18 protein-coding genes are annotated in these 16775 nt (G+C 60.0%); 12 read left to right on the top strand and 6 right to left on the bottom strand.

Going from position 1 to position 16775, the window contains the following annotated elements; all coding sequences use genetic code 11:
* Positions 1 to 147: 147 nt before the first annotated feature.
* Both PH562_RS13670 and PH562_RS13665 read right to left on the bottom strand, forming a co-directional pair.
* Positions 148 to 1320 (bottom strand): AI-2E family transporter, encoded by a 1173-nt coding sequence (locus PH562_RS13670; RefSeq protein WP_285173640.1) that lies wholly within the window; start codon positions 1318 to 1320, stop codon positions 148 to 150.
* A 104-nt stretch (positions 1321 to 1424) separates the two neighbouring features.
* The gene (locus PH562_RS13665; RefSeq protein ID WP_285173639.1) at positions 1425 to 2291 is read right to left on the bottom strand and encodes a VOC family protein; all 867 of its coding nucleotides are present in this window, start codon (positions 2289 to 2291) and stop codon (positions 1425 to 1427) included.
* 326 nt (positions 2292 to 2617) lie between these two features.
* Here PH562_RS13665 and trhA point away from each other — a divergent pair, with 326 nt between their 5' ends.
* Positions 2618 to 3286, top strand: a complete 669-nt coding sequence (trhA, locus tag PH562_RS13660) for a PAQR family membrane homeostasis protein TrhA (RefSeq protein ID WP_285173638.1) — start codon at positions 2618 to 2620, stop codon at positions 3284 to 3286.
* Here the strand turns inward: trhA and PH562_RS13655 are convergent.
* On the bottom strand, positions 3261 to 3776 hold the full coding sequence (locus PH562_RS13655; RefSeq protein WP_113229430.1) for a hypothetical protein: 516 nt from the start codon (positions 3774 to 3776) through the stop codon (positions 3261 to 3263). The genes trhA and PH562_RS13655 overlap by 26 nt on opposite strands.
* A gap of 360 nt (positions 3777 to 4136) precedes the next feature.
* Between PH562_RS13655 and PH562_RS13650 the strand changes: the two genes are divergently transcribed.
* The 8 genes from PH562_RS13650 to PH562_RS13615 all read left to right on the top strand — a co-directional run bounded on the left by PH562_RS13650 (position 4137) and on the right by PH562_RS13615 (position 11059).
* On the top strand, positions 4137 to 6533 hold the full coding sequence (locus tag PH562_RS13650; RefSeq protein ID WP_285173637.1) for a putative monovalent cation/H+ antiporter subunit A: 2397 nt from the start codon (positions 4137 to 4139) through the stop codon (positions 6531 to 6533).
* Positions 6530 to 6949 (top strand): Na+/H+ antiporter subunit B, encoded by a 420-nt coding sequence (locus PH562_RS13645; RefSeq protein ID WP_285173636.1) that lies wholly within the window; start codon positions 6530 to 6532, stop codon positions 6947 to 6949. Before PH562_RS13650 ends, PH562_RS13645 begins: the two co-directional genes overlap by 4 nt.
* Positions 6949 to 7326: a Na+/H+ antiporter subunit C gene (locus tag PH562_RS13640; RefSeq protein ID WP_285173652.1), complete on the top strand. Its 378-nt coding sequence runs from the start codon at positions 6949 to 6951 to the stop codon at positions 7324 to 7326. The genes PH562_RS13645 and PH562_RS13640 overlap by 1 nt, the downstream gene beginning before the upstream one ends.
* A 4-nt stretch (positions 7327 to 7330) precedes the next feature.
* Positions 7331 to 8893 carry a Na+/H+ antiporter subunit D gene (locus tag PH562_RS13635; RefSeq protein ID WP_285173635.1) on the top strand — a complete coding sequence of 521 codons (1563 nt, stop codon included), beginning with the start codon at positions 7331 to 7333 and terminating at the stop codon, positions 8891 to 8893.
* On the top strand, positions 8890 to 9363 hold the full coding sequence (locus PH562_RS13630) for a Na+/H+ antiporter subunit E (protein WP_285173634.1): 474 nt from the start codon (positions 8890 to 8892) through the stop codon (positions 9361 to 9363). The genes PH562_RS13635 and PH562_RS13630 overlap by 4 nt, the downstream gene beginning before the upstream one ends.
* Positions 9360 to 9734, top strand: a complete 375-nt coding sequence (locus PH562_RS13625) for a cation:proton antiporter (protein WP_285173633.1) — start codon at positions 9360 to 9362, stop codon at positions 9732 to 9734. The genes PH562_RS13630 and PH562_RS13625 overlap by 4 nt, the downstream gene beginning before the upstream one ends.
* Positions 9734 to 10099, top strand: coding sequence for a monovalent cation/H(+) antiporter subunit G (gene mnhG / locus PH562_RS13620; protein WP_113229437.1), 366 nt, complete (start codon positions 9734 to 9736; stop codon positions 10097 to 10099). Before PH562_RS13625 ends, mnhG begins: the two co-directional genes overlap by 1 nt.
* Before the next feature lie 531 nt (positions 10100 to 10630).
* The gene (locus PH562_RS13615; RefSeq protein WP_069616071.1) at positions 10631 to 11059 is read left to right on the top strand and encodes a Ros/MucR family transcriptional regulator; all 429 of its coding nucleotides are present in this window, start codon (positions 10631 to 10633) and stop codon (positions 11057 to 11059) included.
* A 71-nt stretch (positions 11060 to 11130) separates the two neighbouring features.
* Here PH562_RS13615 and PH562_RS13610 read toward each other — a convergent pair whose 3' ends face one another.
* Positions 11131 to 11553, bottom strand: coding sequence for a SufE family protein (locus PH562_RS13610; RefSeq protein ID WP_285173632.1), 423 nt, complete (start codon positions 11551 to 11553; stop codon positions 11131 to 11133).
* Between the two features lie 129 nt (positions 11554 to 11682).
* The gene (locus PH562_RS13605) at positions 11683 to 12147 is read right to left on the bottom strand and encodes a DUF5330 domain-containing protein (protein ID WP_285173631.1); all 465 of its coding nucleotides are present in this window, start codon (positions 12145 to 12147) and stop codon (positions 11683 to 11685) included.
* Between the two features lie 450 nt (positions 12148 to 12597).
* Here PH562_RS13605 and PH562_RS13600 point away from each other — a divergent pair, with 450 nt between their 5' ends.
* The 3 genes from PH562_RS13600 to PH562_RS13590 all read left to right on the top strand — a co-directional run bounded on the left by PH562_RS13600 (position 12598) and on the right by PH562_RS13590 (position 15613).
* Positions 12598 to 14151 carry a sensor histidine kinase gene (locus PH562_RS13600; RefSeq protein WP_285173630.1) on the top strand — a complete coding sequence of 518 codons (1554 nt, stop codon included), beginning with the start codon at positions 12598 to 12600 and terminating at the stop codon, positions 14149 to 14151.
* Positions 14123 to 15157 carry a peptidoglycan-binding domain-containing protein gene (locus PH562_RS13595; RefSeq protein ID WP_285173629.1) on the top strand — a complete coding sequence of 345 codons (1035 nt, stop codon included), beginning with the start codon at positions 14123 to 14125 and terminating at the stop codon, positions 15155 to 15157. The genes PH562_RS13600 and PH562_RS13595 overlap by 29 nt, the downstream gene beginning before the upstream one ends.
* 96 nt (positions 15158 to 15253) lie before the next feature.
* Positions 15254 to 15613 (top strand): DUF1491 family protein, encoded by a 360-nt coding sequence (locus tag PH562_RS13590; RefSeq protein WP_285173628.1) that lies wholly within the window; start codon positions 15254 to 15256, stop codon positions 15611 to 15613.
* Between the two features lie 7 nt (positions 15614 to 15620).
* On the opposite strand, the gene PH562_RS13585 is transcribed toward PH562_RS13590, so the two are convergent.
* Positions 15621 to 16628, bottom strand: a complete 1008-nt coding sequence (locus PH562_RS13585; protein WP_285173627.1) for a DUF2336 domain-containing protein — start codon at positions 16626 to 16628, stop codon at positions 15621 to 15623.
* Positions 16629 to 16775: the final 147 nt, after the last annotated feature.

Here is a 16775-nt window from a genome sequence, read left to right as displayed (position 1 = left end):
GCCGCCTGTGGGTGTTCAGGCCCACAGGCGGCAATCCATTGTCGCCTAAAACGAGACAAAGTCATAAGACAAGCGGTTTTCCGTCCGAAATTGTGTGAAAACAAAAAGATAGAGCGGTTCGGAGATTCGGTGAAAAACTGAACCGCTCTAGCCCGGCAATTGCGGCTGCGTTTTTTCCTCGATGAAAAGTTCGTCGATGACAGTCATGACGATCAGCGACAGCGGCAGCGCCAGCATGGCGCCGACCGCGCCCCACATCCATGTCCAGAAGATGATGGCTAAAAAGACGACGAAGGGATTGAGCTCCCATTGGCGACCCATGATCGCTGGAAAGACGAGGTTTTCCACGGTCAGGTGCACTGCGAAGAAGGCGACAGCCGGCGCGAGGCCGAAAATGATGTCCGAATGCGTGATAATGCCGGCGATCGCAAGCGCGATCGTCATGGTCGTGACGCCGAGGAATGGGATGAAGCTGGATACGAAGGCGAAAGCGCCCCATAGCACTGGCACGCTCATGCCGCCGACATAGGCGATAAAGATCATCGCGAGGCCGATCCCGGCATAAATCAGCGAAGCAGTGGCGAAATAAAACCCCAGCACTCGCTCTACGGAATTGATGATGCGGATGGCATTCAGTCGAGACGTCCTGCTGGAAAAGGTCATGATGATCGTCTTGCGCAGGCTTACCCTCCCGGCAAGGAATAGAAGCAGGGCCGCAAAGAAGATCAGGATCTGCACGATGGCAGGTGTCAGACTGGTGGAGACGACATGCAGCACGTTGCCGCTGTTCTCCAGCAGAGTGTTGATCGACATCGAGCTGCCTTGAAAGGTTGTGGATGAAATGTGCAGCCATGGAAACCGGTCGAGATAGGGCATCAGCCGGTCGGATGTGCGCTGGAAGAAATCGGGCGCCTGCTGTGCGAGCTTGGCGACCGGTCCGGCGAGCGCATTGATGATGAGAAAGATCACAAGCGCAACGCTGGATGAAAGAATGATGGCATTCAGAACGCGGGGAATGCCGAGCTTGCTGAGCTTTTCGGCCGCCAAGCCGAGAATCATCCCGACGACGACGGCAAGCGTCACCGGAATGAGGATCAGCGACATCATGTAAACGGCGGTGAAGGCCAGCATCAGGAAGATGCCGATCGTCGCCCAGGAGGCAGCAATGTCGAGCTTGTCGCGTCCTCGCTGGTCTGAGAGACCGAAAATTTCCGTTTCGTCGTCTTGTGCACGAGATGCTTTGCGATCGATCCCCTGGCCGGCATCCTGCGACGCGGTTGCTGCATCCGATCGGCCGGCGGCGATTTTGTCGAATTCCATCCCCGGAAAGTTCCCCGAAGGCAGGATTGCCTCACCACTTCAACGCGAAAAAGCCCGCCGCGGTTCCGCAACGGGCTTGTCGAATGGCGGTTGGGTCGGAAAAGTCAAGCGATGAGATTAAGTCCGATACCCCATGGGTCGCGCAGCGATACGCCGCCGTCGCGCTTCTCCGTCCTGATTTCGTGCTGCTCCAGGGCGGCGACGGCCTTATCCAAGGCTGCCTTGTCGTTGAAGCGCAACGTATAGTCGGAAAGACCGGTCATATGTTCGCTGCGGACGCCGGCGCCGCGGCTGTTCCAGGTATTGGCGCCGAGATGATGGTGATAGCCGCCGGTCGCAAGGAAGGTCGCGCCGGGATAGCGCGCCGCCATGACCTTCATGCCGAGGACGTCTCGATAGAAGGCATTGGCTTCGGCGACATCGCCAACCTGCAGATGGATATGGCCGATGGCCGACCCTTCGGCCATACCATCCCAGCGATCCTGCGGCGCGCTTTCGTAGAGCTTCTGCAGATCAAGCCGGAGCGTCGCCATCTCGACCGTACCGTCATCGTGGAAGGTCCATTCCTCATGCGGGCGATCGGCGTAGATTTCGATGCCGTTGCCTTCGGGGTCGGACAGATAGATGGCCTCGCTGACGATATGGTCCGAAGCGCCTTCCAGCACCACATTTTCATGGGCGGCATGCCGGAGCCAGCGGGCAAGCTCGACACGGCTCGGCAGCAAGAAAGCAGTATGGAACAGACCGGCGGCCGTTGTCGGCGCACGCACAGCCGCCCGATCGGTCGTTAGCGTCAGAAGGGGAAGACCGGCGGCGCCCAGAACTTCGCCGCTTGCAGTCTTTTCAATGACCTTCAGACCAAGCATATCCTGATAGAAGCGGGACACGAGCGGCAGATCGGTAACGACGAGATGGGACTGGCCGACATAGGCGGGACGGGTCAGGGCGTAGGAGGGGGCAGTTTCGGTCATGGTGTTAGTTCCAAACTTGGGATGGAGTCTTGAAAAGGCAACCGGCGTCGGCCGCAAGGGCCGCCGGTGGCGGACAGGAAGGTTCGCCGGTTGATATGCCTTTTTGATCCCGTGGTCCGCTGTACTTGCATATCCATATGGCGGATTCCGATTGTTCACAGAAGACCATAAATTGCGGATTGAGCGTTCGCTTTCCATTGACAAGCGATAATCCAGCCCTGTGGCAAGCCGTTCACGAAGATTGATCGATGTGGGCGTTTGGCGCAGTTGTCTCCTTCCTCTTCTAGTGCAAGGATCGGTTTCCAACGAAAACGGAACCGGATGAAATGACCGAGTACAGAGGCATCCGCTGGGCCTATGATCGCTATGAGATCATCGCAGACGGCATCGTCAATGGTGTGGGCGTGGTCCTTGCGCTGATCGGTGCCACAGTATTGATCTTCTATGCGACGGTTTGGAGCTCCTACGGCGAAATTGCCGCCGCCTGGATTTATGGCGTCGGTCTGGTGCTGACGCTTGGAATGTCCTTCACCTACAATCTATGGCCGGTCTCCCGGACGAAGTGGTTTCTCCGCCGCTTCGATCACTCCTTCATCTATGTCCTGATCGCTGCTACCTACACGCCTTTTCTGGAGCGGGGGTCCCAAGATCCGCTGCTTTTGGCCGTGTTGATCGCCGTCTGGGTCTTTGCGGCCTTCGGGATCATCCTGAAGATTCTTTTTCCGGGACGCTTCGATCGGCTGGCGATCCTGCTCTACCTTGCGATGGGCTGGAGCGGCATCCTCGTCGCCAAGCCCGTTTCCATGCATATCCCGTTTGCCTCGATGCTGCTCATCATCATCGGCGGCGTCATCTATTCGCTCGGCGTGATCTTTCACGTGTGGGAAAAGCTGCGCTTCCAGAATGCCATCTGGCATGGCTTCGTCGTTGCTGCCGCCGCCGTACATTATTCGGCGGTGCTGACCTGCTTCAGCCTGTCGCCGGAAAACTTTTGACGTTCTCCGCCGTCGGCGTGCACTTTTTCGTCGAGCGCAGGCTGCGCACGAGGCGCATGACGATGGCATCGTAGCGCTGCATGTCCGCCTTCGAATAGTCCATTTGGAAGAAGGCGGCGCCACCGTTGCAGAGCGCAACTCCACGCACATAGACGATGCGCCCCTGCCTGGTGCCGGAAAAGCTGATGCCGCGCGAATTCGATTTCGAATAGGAAATTTTCCAGCCTTGGTCCCTGGCGAGTGCCACGCGCCCATTCGCTTCCGATGCAAAATCGCCATTGGCAACCATCGTGCCGAAGACCTGCAGCGAAGCTGAGCGATCTGCCGGCGACAGCGACAGCCGATCCGTATCCTCGGAAGAGGCGGCAAGGTGGAATTCCGAGGGCAGCTCGATCGCGTAGCCTAGACCCACATTGTCATAGGACCACCAGTCCGCGGCAAGAGCCGTGGCCGGGAAGAGGAGTAGGATGGCGATCAGGCGGGCGAGCATTGCGGTTTCCGGGAGGCAGGATCTGCAAACCGATCAAGATTAGCGCTTTTTTGAGCGCAATTTCCATAGCGGTTCAGAAAATACCGATAAATTAGTGCAAATTCATTACAACTTCATTGCGAGCCATGCAGGAATGGCAAGGAATTCTGCAATGCTCCGACGTTCAAACCGGCATCGTGGGCTTTCGGACGATCCCTTATGTCCTGCAACCTCTACGGTTGCAGGCAGCAAAAATCGATTTCAGTGGTTTACGTCCGGTTTTCCCTTGTCGGGGCTTGAGACGATGTGTCCTTTCGCCTATCCCTTCAAGACCGTTCCGGCTTTGCCGGATTCTGCATGAACGTTCAGTTAGGGGGGAGCATGGCCGCCGCCACCGCGGGCCTGACATTCCTGGCTTTATGCCTGCCCTTTCTCGGTGCGCTGATCGCGCCGGTTGTCGTTCGGCGTTTGGGCCATAATGCGGCGTGGCTCCTGGCACTGTTTCCCGCTGTCGCCTTTCTGCATTTTTTGCGCTTCCTTCCGGCCGTCGCAGCCGGCGGCGTGCAGCTTGGCGGTTTCGATTGGGTGCCGAGCCTTGATCTTAGGTTTTCCTGGCTGATTGACGGCCTGTCGCTGACCTTTGCATTGCTCATCACCGGCATCGGCACGCTGATCGTCCTCTATGCCGGCGGCTATCTGAAGGGGCATGTGGATCTCGGCCGCTTCTTTTCCTTCATCTTTCTTTTCATGGGCTCCATGCTCGGCCTTGTCGTCTCGGATAGCTTCCTGACGCTCTTCGTCTTCTGGGAACTGACCTCGATCACCTCCTTCCTGCTGATCGGCTTCGATCATCACCGGGAGGTTTCGCGGCGGGCCGCACTGCAGGCGCTGGTCGTGACCGGCGGCGGCGGGCTGCTGTTGCTGGCCGGCCTGCTGCTGATCTGGCAGATCACCGGCATCGGCGCGATGTCCGATCTCCTGAAGGCCGGCGATGTCCTGCGCGCAAGCCCGCTCTATTTGGCGGCCCTGATCCTTGTTCTTGGCGGCGCCTTCACCAAATCGGCGCAGTTCCCGTTTCACTTCTGGCTGCCGAATGCCATGGAGGCGCCGACCCCGGTCTCGGCCTATCTGCACTCGGCAACCATGGTGAAGGCCGGCGTCTATCTGCTGATGCGGCTCAATCCCGCCTTGGGCGGGACGATGGCCTGGCAAACGATCCTGCCGGTCTTCGGCGCGGCGACACTGCTGGTCGGAACCCTGCTTGCAATCCGCCAGACCGACTTGAAGCTGAAGCTCGCCTATACGACGGTTTCCTCGCTCGGCTTGCTCGTGATGCTCACCGGCTTCGGTACCGATTATGCCGTAGAAGCCGCCGTCCTCTATCTGGTGGCGCATTCGCTATTCAAGGGCGCGCTGTTTATGGTCGCCGGCATCGTCGATCATGAAACGGGGACGCGCGACATCACCCGGCTGGGCGGCTTGCGCTCGGCCATGCCGCTGACCTTTGCTGCAGCCTTGGTCGCCGCCGTGTCGATGGGTGGTCTGCCGCCGGCCTTCGGCTTCCTTGCCAAGGAAGAGATTTATGCCGCACTGGCACAGGCATCGCCTGTGGCGATCATCCTCACCATCATCGCCGTAGCCGGCAATGCGCTGATGTTTGCCATCGCCTTTGCGGTGGCGTTGAAGCCCTTCATCGGCGCGGTCACAGAGACGCCTCATCAGCCGCATGAGGCGCCGCCATTGCTCTGGCTCGGGCCGGTCGCGCTCGCTCTTCTCGGTCTCTTGTCGGCATTGTTTTCGGGCCAGTGGCACGATTATGTCTCTTCGCCGATGGCAAGCGCCGTTGGCGGCAAGGGATTGGAGATTTCGGGCTCCTTGATCCCGCATATTGGTCTGCCTCTGGCGCTTTCTCTGGTCACCGTGCTGATCGGCGTCATCGTCTACTGGCAGCTCGATCGCGCCCGTTTCCGGATGTCCGTCGTCCTGCGTGCCCTCGGGCCGGGACCGGATCGCGGCTTCGATGCTTTCATTTGCGGCCTGGTGCGATTGTCGCATGCCGTCTCACGCCTGTTGCAGCCCGGCCGTCTGGAAATCTACGTCACCGTCACCTTCCTTTGCCTGGCGGCAATGCTGCTGATCCCGCTTGCCGTTCATAGCGAGCTGCCCGCCATGCCAGCCTGGCCGAACCTGCAATGGCATGAGGCGACGATCTTCCTGATCGCAGTCATCGGCGTTGCGGCGGTGGTGTTCGCGCGCGACCGGCTGACGGCGATCGTTTCGCTGGGCATCCAGGGCTTTGCCGTCGCCGTCATCTTCCTGCTGTTCGGCGCACCGGATCTTTCCTTCACGCAGTTCATGGTCGAGACGCTTGCGGTCGTGATTCTGGCGCTTGTCATGACGCGGCTGCGGCTTTCGCCTTCCGATCGCCGGCCGCCGCTCGCCAGGATCGCCCATGCTCTGCTTGCCATTGCTTGCGGCAGCGGCTTTGCACTCCTCCTGCTGAAGGCGACCGAAGCGCCGTTCGACCTGACGCTGACCGCCTTCTTCGATCAATATTCGAAGCTGATCGCGCACGGCGACAATGTGGTCAACGTTATCATCGTCGATTTCCGCGGCACGGATACGCTCGGCGAAATCGCTGTCGTCGCCATGACCGGGCTTGCCATCCTGGCCCTGATCCGCATCCGCGCCGGCGGCGAGCGCAAGCTTGCGAGCAACGACCCCGATCTTGAGGAGAAGCTCGATTTTGGCGATAGAATAGAGGCCAAGCGCTCATGAATACGCTGATCTTCCGCACCGCCGCGCCGTTTCTGACGGCCTTGATGCTGCTTTTCTCCGTCTTCGTGCTGCTGCGTGGTCATAACGAGCCCGGCGGCGGCTTTATCGGCGGTCTGATAGCGGCTTCGGCGCTCGCGATCTATGGTATCGCCTGTGGTGTGACCGCGGTCCGCCGCGCGATTGTCTTCCATCCGCTGTCGATTGCCGGCTTCGGCCTGCTTGCGGCGACCATCGCAGGCATCGTGTCCATATTGGCCGGCGTGCCGTTCATGACGGGGCTATGGATCTATCCGCATCTCTTCGGCATTGAAGTGCCGCTCTCCACCGTCATGCTCTTCGACACCGGCGTCTATCTGGTCGTCGTCGGCGCCATCACCTCGATCGCGCTCGCGCTCGAGGAGCGGGAGGTGGAATGATGGAGGCCGTCTTCGCCGTCGTCGTCGGCATCTTCTTCACCGCTGCGATCTATCTCATGCTGTCGCGCTACTCGATCCGCATCATGCTCGGCATCGCGGTCCTCGGCAACGCGGTCAACCTTCTGCTATTCACGGCCGGCCGGGTTACCCCCGAAGTGCCGCCCATCATTCAGAAAGGCAAGGCCACGCTCGATCTTGCAGCGGCCAATCCGCTGCCACAGGCCTTGATTCTAACGGCGATTGTCATCTCCTTCTCGTTCCTGGCCTTCCTGCTGGTCCTGACCTATCGGGCCTATCAGGCCTTGGAGACGGACGACACGGGCGAGATGCGGCTTGCCGAACCGAAGGAGCGGCCGCTGCCGCCCTTGGGGTACTGACGCCATGGCCGGACCTACAGATAGTGCAGTTGATCTCTCCCACGCGCTGGTTGCCGCGCCGATACCGATGGGACATTGGCTCGTCATTTCGCCGGTCGTCTTGTGTATCGGGCTCGGCGCGCTTCTTCTGATGCTGCGCAATCGCAACGAATGGCAGGCGACGGTCGCCATTCCCGGCCTTGTGCTGCTGGTTCTGATCGATGCCGCCTTGCTCTATAGGGTCGTCAGCGCCGGCGCCGTGACCATGGTCATGGGGCGATGGCTGCCGCCTTTCGGCATTGCCTTCACCGTCGATATTTTCGGCGCGCTCATGGCCTTGACGGCGGCAGTCGTTGCGCTCGCGGCAAGTTTCTATTCGCTTGGCGAAATCAGGGTGAGCGGTCGGCGATATGGCTTCTTTCCATTCCTGATGCTGTTGCTCGCCGGCGTCAGCGGCGCCTTTCTGACGGGTGATGTCTTCAATCTCTATGTCTGGTTCGAGGTGCTGCTGATCTCGTCCTTCGGTCTGCTGATCCTCGGCTCGGAGCCGGAGCAGATCGACGGTGCGCTGAAATATGCCGTCCTCAACCTGATCGCCACCACGCTCTTTCTCGTCTCCGTCGGTTATCTCTACGCCGTCTTCGGCACGCTTAACATGGCCGATATCGCGATGAAGGCGAGGGCGAGTGACAGTAACGCACCGCTGATGACGCTGGCCGGCTTGTTCCTGCTGGCTTTCGGCATGAAGGCCGCTGCCTTTCCGGTCAATTTCTGGCTCCCGGCTTCCTATCACACGCCACGCATCACCGTTTCGGCTATTTTTGCCGGCTTGCTGACCAAGGTCGGCGTCTATGCGCTGATCCGGGTTCTGGTCATGCTGCTGCCTGTCGAGCGGGCGGGGCTTGGTCCGCTCGTCACGGTGGTCGCAATTGCCACCATGCTCGTTGGCGTCGTTGGAGCGCTCGGGGCAAATGATGTCAGGCGCATGCTTGGCTATATCGTCATCTCCGGCATCGGCACGATGCTGGCCGGCGTCGCGCTCGGCAATGCCGACGGCCTCAGCGGGGCGATCTTCTATGCACTGCATTCGATGGTGCTGATGACGGCACTTTACCTGCTCGCAGGGCAGGCGGCTCGGCTCGGCGGCAGCTTTTCCTTGAGCGCCCTCGGCGGCCTCTATCGCCGCAGCGGCTGGTTTGCCGGCATCTCGCTGGTGCTCTTTTTCGCCATCAGCGGCCTGCCGCCCTTTTCCGGCTTCTGGCCCAAGGTCGTGCTCGTAAAGGCGGCGCTCGCGACGGGCGCATGGGGGCTTGCGGCAACAATCCTTTTGGCCGGTTTCCTAACGACGATCGTCTTCGGGCGGGTATTTCTTCTAGCCTATTGGCGCCCGGCGGCGGCAGGTGGGATCGCAGCGGAGCCGATTGCATGGCAGGCAGCGCTGCCGCTCCTTGCTCTTTCTCTGCTCGTTGTCGGCTTCGGCCTGTTTCCGGAATGGCTCCTGCACCTGACGCAGGCCGCCGCTGCCGGCCTTGAGCAACCATCGGCCTATCTGCGCTCGGTCTTCCCCGCGGCAGGGGGCGCGCAATGATCTTGTTCGTCTTCAACCTTTTGCTCGCCATCGTCTGGGCCGCCATCACCGGCAGCGCGTCCTTCCTCAATCTGGTGTTCGGATTCGTTCTTGCGGCAATTGCGCTGGCGATCGTCCGCTCGTCCTATGACGGCGTGCTTTATCTCGGGCGTGTGCACCGCATTTTGGCATTGCTGTTGCTGTTCATACGAGAGCTCGCCAAGTCGGTCTGGGCGGTCGCCATCGCCGTCATGAGCCCCAGGATGGATGTGAAACCCGGCATCTTCGCCTTTTCCCTGACGGTCGATCGTGATTTCGAAATCACCCTGCTTGCCAATCTCATCACCCTGACGCCTGGCACGCTCTCCGTCGACGTCTCCGATGATCGCAAAACGCTCTACGTCCATGCGCTCGACTGCTCCGATCCGGAAACGATCCGGGGCAGCATCGCCGACGGCTTCGAACGCCGGATCATGGAGGCTTTCCGATGATGGCCGCATCCGTCGTCTCAGCCGCCGCGATGGTGGCGCTCGGCATTCTGAGCATTGCCTTCCTGTTGACCGTGTATCGCGTGGTGGCCGGCCCAACCTTGCCGGACCGGGTCCTGGCGCTCGATATGCTGGTGGCGATCGCCATCGGCTTCATCGCCGTTATCGCCATCAAGACGGGTTTCACGCTTTATATCGATATTGCCATCTCGCTCGGTCTCGTCGGCTTTCTCGCGACCGTTGCCTTCGCACGGTTCATCCTGACACAGGGGCAATCCGATGCCGTGCAACAGGCCGGCGCAGGACGAGAGAGTATTGCTGCCGAAGGCAAAAGGCCGCGTAAGCACCGCGGGCGGAAGAAGGGAGGGCGATAGTGGATTTGCTTTGGGCCGTCATAGTAACTGCGCTTCTACTTTCGGGCGCGCTTTTCTCGCTTATCGCTGCGATTGGCATCGTGCGTCTTCCCGATCTCTACAGTCGCATGCATGCGGCGTCGAAGGCGGGTACGGTCGGTTCCGGCCTACTGCTACTTGCAGTCGGTATCCATTCGCAGGACATATCCGTTCTGGCAAGAGCATTGGCCGGCTTCGTCTTTTTCGTGCTGACGGCACCGATTGCGGCACATCTACTCGCGCGTGCGGCACACAAGGCTGGACATCGCCTGACGCCGCCCTCCGTGCGGGATGAACTGCTGACGAGGGAGCAGATCACCAAAGGCGCGTATAGAAAGAAGGGCTAACAAACGTGTAAATTGTTCAGGAAGGAATAGCTGTTCGCGTTATTAGTTACCTGTTTTTTAGTAGATGAATTTTTTGCGAAGAAATGTAGGGATTAAAAACTGGACATTTGGATAAAGAGTGCTAATTCAGATTCAAGTAGAGTTCTGATGTTGAGTTAGTCTCGACCGGGTTTAAGCTCTCAATGCTTTTATCTTTCTTTGATGAAAAGCTGAGCAAAACTTTCTTCCGGTAAGCGATTAAAGATCGCTATCGCGGTCGCTAATTCTGATATCAGGCGGCAAGGGGCGGTTTTCTCTCTCGTGAGGTCTAGGGGTGGATTTCATGTGGAAAGAAATTTGGTTTTATCCACCGTTTTCTTGCTGGTGACTGCTACGAATACGAGCAATGCGTTTGCGCGGATTGCCCGGCGCTGGGACATATCGAAATCAACAGATTTCCGTAGCCAAGCGCAAATTATATAGCAACGTTGTGCCCTGCGTGCTCTCCGGAGGCGCGGACGCAGCAGGCAAGCCGATGAACAGGAGAACACAATGACAGATGCGGCCCTTGGCAACGGGCAGGAGTTACTGGTTGAACTGACTGCCGACATTGTTGCGGCCTATGTCAGCAACCATGTCGTACCGGTCAGCGACCTTCCGAATTTGATTTCCGACGTACATTCCGCCTTGAGCAGCACCTCGGCTCCGGCACCTGCCGTAACCGTGGTCGAAAAGCAGAAGCCGGCCGTATCCGTTCGCAAATCCGTGCAGGATGATCAGATCACCTGCCTCGAATGTGGCGGCAGCTTCAAGTCTTTGAAGCGCCATCTGATGACTCATCATGGTCTTTCGCCGGAAGAGTATCGCGAAAAGTGGGATCTCGCTGCCGATTATCCGATGGTTGCGCCAGCCTATGCGGAAGCCCGTTCGCGCCTGGCAAAGGAAATGGGCCTCGGTCAGCGTCGCAAGCGCGGCCGCTGAGGGTTCCATAAAGAGCTTGAAGATAACCCGGCTTTTGGGCCGGGTTATCCCCATTTTGGCTGCAGGGTGGCCTATGCCGCGGCCCTGACACGAGCCTCTTCGCGAATGCGTTTGATCATCGAGCGCAATCCGTTGGCGCGCTGCGAGGACAGATGCTCCACCAGCCCGATCTTTCCGAAGACGTCGAGAGCATCGAGAGCCGCGATTTCCGAAGCTGGCTTGCCGGAATAGGTGGCAAGCACGATTGCCACCAGCCCGCGCACGATATGTGCGTCTGAATCGCCTTCAAAGGTCAATATCGGATTGTCCGGATCGCCAGATGCATGCGTGACGAGCCAGACCTGGCTCGCACAGCCCTGCACCTTGTTTTCCAGCGTCCGCTTTTCCTCCGGCAGATGGGGCAGTGCCTTGCCGAGCTCGATCACAAAGCGGTAGCGATCCTCCCATTCGTCCAGGAAGGAAAAGTCTTCGATGATCTTCTCAAGCGATGTCATTGCAGCAGTCCAAATTGTCCATTGTCTTGGATATAGGCGAAACCATGCGTGATTTGAACCCGGGACGACAAAGAACGCCACCGACCATAGGGGTCGGCGGCGCCGAAGTTGGGGCCAATGGAAGAAATGTCAGATATGTGGGCGCGGCATCGGCAGCGGAATGGAGGACGGCAGCTTGACCGTGCCGGTAACGACGACGTCGGCAGTGTCGGTGCCGCTGATGCGCTTGACCGGCATCGGCTGCGCCATGGCAGCGACCTGATCGGTATTAGCGTGAGGTGCCGCGACATTGGCTTCGGCGGCAGACTGCTGATCCTTGAAGTGACGGCCAAGTATGTCGTAGGCGACGCGAGCGCCATCGCCGACCTGATAGCCGAGCGCCGTCAGCGTTTCGCCGCCCTTGGCACAGACATCCGGCTTCTCGTTGCACATGGCGCCGACATATTGCACGACGCCCGATGCAGCCGAAATCGCATCGGAAACCTGTACCGTCGGCTCGCCGCCTGGCCGAGGCCCGCCTTCGGGTTTTGCAAAGATCGGCAGGAACATGAGAACCAGCGAAAACCAGAACCCTGCTCTAATCAGAAACCACATCGCCTAGCCCATCCTCTCTGTCGCTCGGCTCGAGCGCCGATTCGGACGCCCGTCCGATCTGGTTCGAACCCTATCTGGCAGAGGACAACAGCGCTTTTCAAAACTCGGCAGTATTTTCTGCAATTTTGATTCAAATTTTAGCTTTCCGGCTTTGAACAGCATTTGCTTCAAATTGTAGCGATTGCTGTTAAGCATGTCTCGCCCTATCCGCCTGATATGCAGGGGTTTGCGGATGCGAGCCTTGCCACAAAAGTTAACGCGCGGCGGAAATACGAATAAAATCCGTTGCTTACCCGCTGTTAACCACAAAAAACAAAGGTCCCTCATTCTGCGTCAAAACGGGATTTTGCGCCTTTTTCGGCCGCCCTGCGCGTTCCTTCTTTATTCTTTCCTTAAGCCGGCGGGGCCTATTGTGCAGTCCGATAAGTGACCGTTTTGACGGATTGTAGTGTGCGCGTATTGAGTGACATTTCTGTCGGGGCTGTAGCCTTCGTGAACCGGGTAGGCCGAAGCTGGCTCTCCCGGACGAGCGGGGATGGCGAAGTCCGTGGGCAGGAGCTGGCGATCCTGCGCCGGCTTGCGCTCGTCTCTTCCGTCGCGCTGTTTGCCGTTCCGGCTGGTCTTTCCCTCGTCACCAGCCCGGCCGTAGCGCTGCCTGCCGGTGTGGCCACGGTCTGTGCCGCTTTCCTCTTTTCGGCCGTCGGCAGCATCGCGCTGTCGCGCCAGCGGCCTGCCCTCCGCCCGGCGGAGGCCGTTGTCGTCGAGCACCGCGATCTGATGCTGGAGTCGGCTTTCGGCCTCGTCCTGCTGCTCGACCCCCAGGGCAATGTGACCACAGCCGGTGGTCGCGATCGTACGGAATTTCTGAGCTGGATGCACAACCCTCTCGGGCGCGGCTTCGTCGAGCAGATCCACATCTCGGACAGAATTGTCTTCCTGCAGGCGATCGATGTGCTGCGCCAAGGCAGGGATGCCCATAGCGCCGATTTGCGCCTGGAACGCTCCGCGGTTGTCGGCGGTGATGACCAGTTCGTCCATGTGCGCATGGAGCTGACCGCCCGCCGCGATGGCGAGGGGCGCCTGGCGGCAATCGTCAGCCAGCTGCGCGATATCTCTCAGGACCAGCAGCTGCGCGAGGATGCGGCGCGCAAGGCGGCCGAGGCGGAATCGGCCAATGATGCCAAGTCGCGCTTCCTGGCTGCCGTCAGCCATGAGCTGCGCACGCCGCTCAACGCGATCCTGGGCTTTTCCGATATTCTGAGCGGCGAATATTTCGGCAAGCTGGAAAACGACCGCCAGCGCGAATATGTCGGCCTAATCCGTCAGTCAGGCGCGCATCTGCTGTCGGTCGTTAACACCATGCTCGACATGAGCAAGATCGAAGCCGGCCGCTACGAACTGCTGCTCGAATCCTTCGCGATCGAAGACACCATTGCGACATGCGAAGCCATGCTGGGACTGCAGGCGAAGGAAAAGGGACTGACGCTCACGAGCCGCATCCAACGGGGTCTCGGCGAGATCGTCGCCGACCAGCGGGCGATCCAGCAAATCCTCATCAACCTCGTCGGCAATGCCATCAAGTTCACCGATGCGGGCGGCGCGATCACCATCGATGCGGCTTTGGCTGACGGCATGTTGAAGCTGTCGATCGGCGATACGGGCATCGGCATTGCCAGCGAACGGCTGGCATCGCTCGGCCAGCCCTTCGTGCAGATCCAGAACGACTACACCCGCCGCTATGCCGGCACCGGCCTCGGGCTCTCACTGGTCAAGGGCCTCGTCGGCCTGCATGGCGGAAACTTCTCGATTGCCAGCGCGCCGGGCGAAGGCACGGTCATTACCATCCTCATTCCGTTCGACGGCTCCGGTGCCGTGACGATGCAGCAGCCTGTGGATGTTAATCGCCCTGTCGATTTTCCGCCGCGCCTGAAACATACTGTGGAGATAGATGAAGGGCGAAACAAGGAACTGATGAATGGCCCCGCAAAAGCGAAAATCGCCTAAGGGAAGAGGAAGGGGCAAGCGCAAGCAGCCCGGCCTGGCTTCCCGTGGTGCGGTTGCCCTTGGCAGCCTGAGCCTGCGCGGCAGCACCGCGCTGGGCGGCCTTGGCCTTCGCGGTGCGGGCGCGCTCGCCGCCGTGCTCGGCAGTGCAGTCGGCCGTCATCCCGCCATTGCCGGCGGCGTCGCGCTCTTCTTCGGGGTTTTCGGTTTCGTCACCGCCAACGCACTCTGGTATCAGACAGGCGCGCATCCATCGCCCATATTGCGCACACGCGATCCCGCGTCTCCCTACCAGATCCCTGGCCGCAAATCCTTCCTGCACGCGCAGCAGGCCGATGCCGGCAACGTCACCACCTTTCGGATAGAACGGCAGGATTCGGCCTCCGATCCTGCCACGCCACCCTCAACAGGGCAGGCCGCAAGCGCAGCCGCAGCACAGTCGTCCAGCGCGTCGTCGAAACTGATTGCCGATGTACAGGCCGAACTCATCCGTCACGGCCTCTATGATGGCGCCGCCGATGGAAAGCCGGGATCGCGCACGGCATCGGCCATCCTCTTCTTCCAGGAGGCGTCTGGTCTTCCGCAGACCGGCACACCGACACCGGAGCTTCTGGCCACCCTCAAGGCCAGCAATGCCGCCGCTGCACAGCCGGCCGGCGGCAGAGCGAATGTGGCTGCCATCCCCACCGAGCGCCCCGTCAACGTTTCCGCCACGGCGGATGCGATCGACCCTGTCGCTGCCGCCATCCAGAATGCCGAGAAGAACATCCGGACCGGTGCTGTCGTCGCCAAAGCAACGCCGAGCGATGCGGTCAACAAGGTGAACATGGTCATGCAGATCCAGAAGGGCCTGAGCAACATCGCCTATAGCAATGTCAGCATCGATGGCGTAGCCGGAGAGCAGACGAAGGCAGCTATCCGCCGCTTCCAGAAGCACTATCGCCTGCCGGAGACCGGGGAGCCGAACATGGCGGTCCTCAAGAAGCTGCAGGATATCGGCGCGCTCTGAAGCCCGCCGTACAAACCTCTGCCGCAAAGCTGGTACGACTACGCGCTGTAGGCGGCTTCAATTGCCTTGGTGGGCCTGCACCGCTATAGCTCGGGCATGAGATTGCGCAGCGACATCTTTGTTTCCGCTCTTGTCCGCCGCTTGTTTGCGCGTGGCGATTTTGCCGCTGTCGAACACAAGGGCGAGGAGCAGGCCGGCGCGATCTTCATCCGCCAGCGCTTCCGCGATGGATCGGAAACCCTCTATGCGCCGGCACCGCAGAGCCTGTTCGATGAGGAGGAGAACGGGACGCGGCTCTTCGAGATCCGCATCGAGCGGAAGGAACCGCAGGAAATCCGCGAAACCCTTGATCGGGAGCTGAAATTCGATCCTGATTTATGGATCGTCGAACTGGAAACGGACGATATCGGCGATATCGTCCCCTTAGCCGGTTTCCGTGCCAATCCGCTGGATTGAGCCGTCCTTATCGACGGTTTGCGATGCGCAGCGCGCGGATGGATCCCGAATTCGGCCCGAACAGCGGTGCTGCAGGACGCTGCGCCGGCTTTTCCTGCGGCAGGTAGGTGTAGCTGTCGGCGCGACGCCATGCCTCGACGCGCGCTTGGCTCTCTTCCGAGTCGATATCGTCGAGCACCAGCCATGCCCGGCTGACGCTGCCATGCCGTTCGGCCAGATGCGGATAGAAGCGCTCGAGTGAGTAGACGGCATCGGCGATGCCCATGCCGAGGCTGATGAGCGTAACGGCAAGTTGTTGCCCCGAAGTGTCGAGCAGAATGCGTTCAGCAAGCCAGTAGCTGGAGGAGAGGGCATCGGCGAGCGTCGTTGCGAATTGCACTGCATCGCGCTCGCGGGCAAAACGGACGAGCAGCGCCTCGTGCGTCTCGCTGAGGCTGCGCAGACCGAGCCGGTCGCTGTCGTCGCGGGTCAGATGACGCGCAGCCTGTTTGATCTGCTGGCGTAAGATTTCTTCGCGCGACTGCCGTTTGGTTTCCGCCGTCTCGGCTTGGGATGAAGCCGCGGCCGCCGGCTGCTCCGGCACTGTCATGCCACGGTCCGGTTCGGCCTGATGCAGGCCGACGAGCGCGTCGATGACCTTGGGAGAGAGCGACGAGCGGCGGACGATTGCCCGCGCGTGGGCGGCCCCTTGCGTGCGGGCGATAGTGATGAGCGTATCGTCATCGATCGCTTGCGAGCTTGTCAGGAACGGAGCGGCGATGGCGATCGGCTGACAGCCGATGAACAGGGCAACGGCCTGGGGCACGGTTTCACATTGGGAGAGGGCGGCAACCGCCTGCCGTTTCGCCTCATCCGAAGATGCCTGGAAAACGGGGGTGAAAAGCTCTGCGAACTGGCGAAGTTCCGATTTGGACGGATGGCCCATGCCTTCGAAGCTGGTGATCGTCGCCATCAGAACCACGTCCTTCTTGCGGACAGTCGCAGGCTCTTCAAGGTCTCTAAACCGATCACGCACGCCAACACCCATACTGATACGCCGAACAAAAAAGCAGGGAGCCCGAAGGTCGACCATGGCTTCCGCTTTGCTTCACTCCAGTCGGACGGAACGACTCTTTCGATAAAGAGGGCGTCCTCGATGATGACTGTCGAAACGGGTATGGAC

Origin of the sequence: Rhizobium centroccidentale, assembly GCF_030182565.1 — a bacterium.
In the GTDB taxonomy this organism is placed as follows: domain Bacteria; phylum Pseudomonadota; class Alphaproteobacteria; order Rhizobiales; family Rhizobiaceae; genus Rhizobium.
This window is presented reverse-complemented; position numbering and strand designations above follow the sequence as displayed.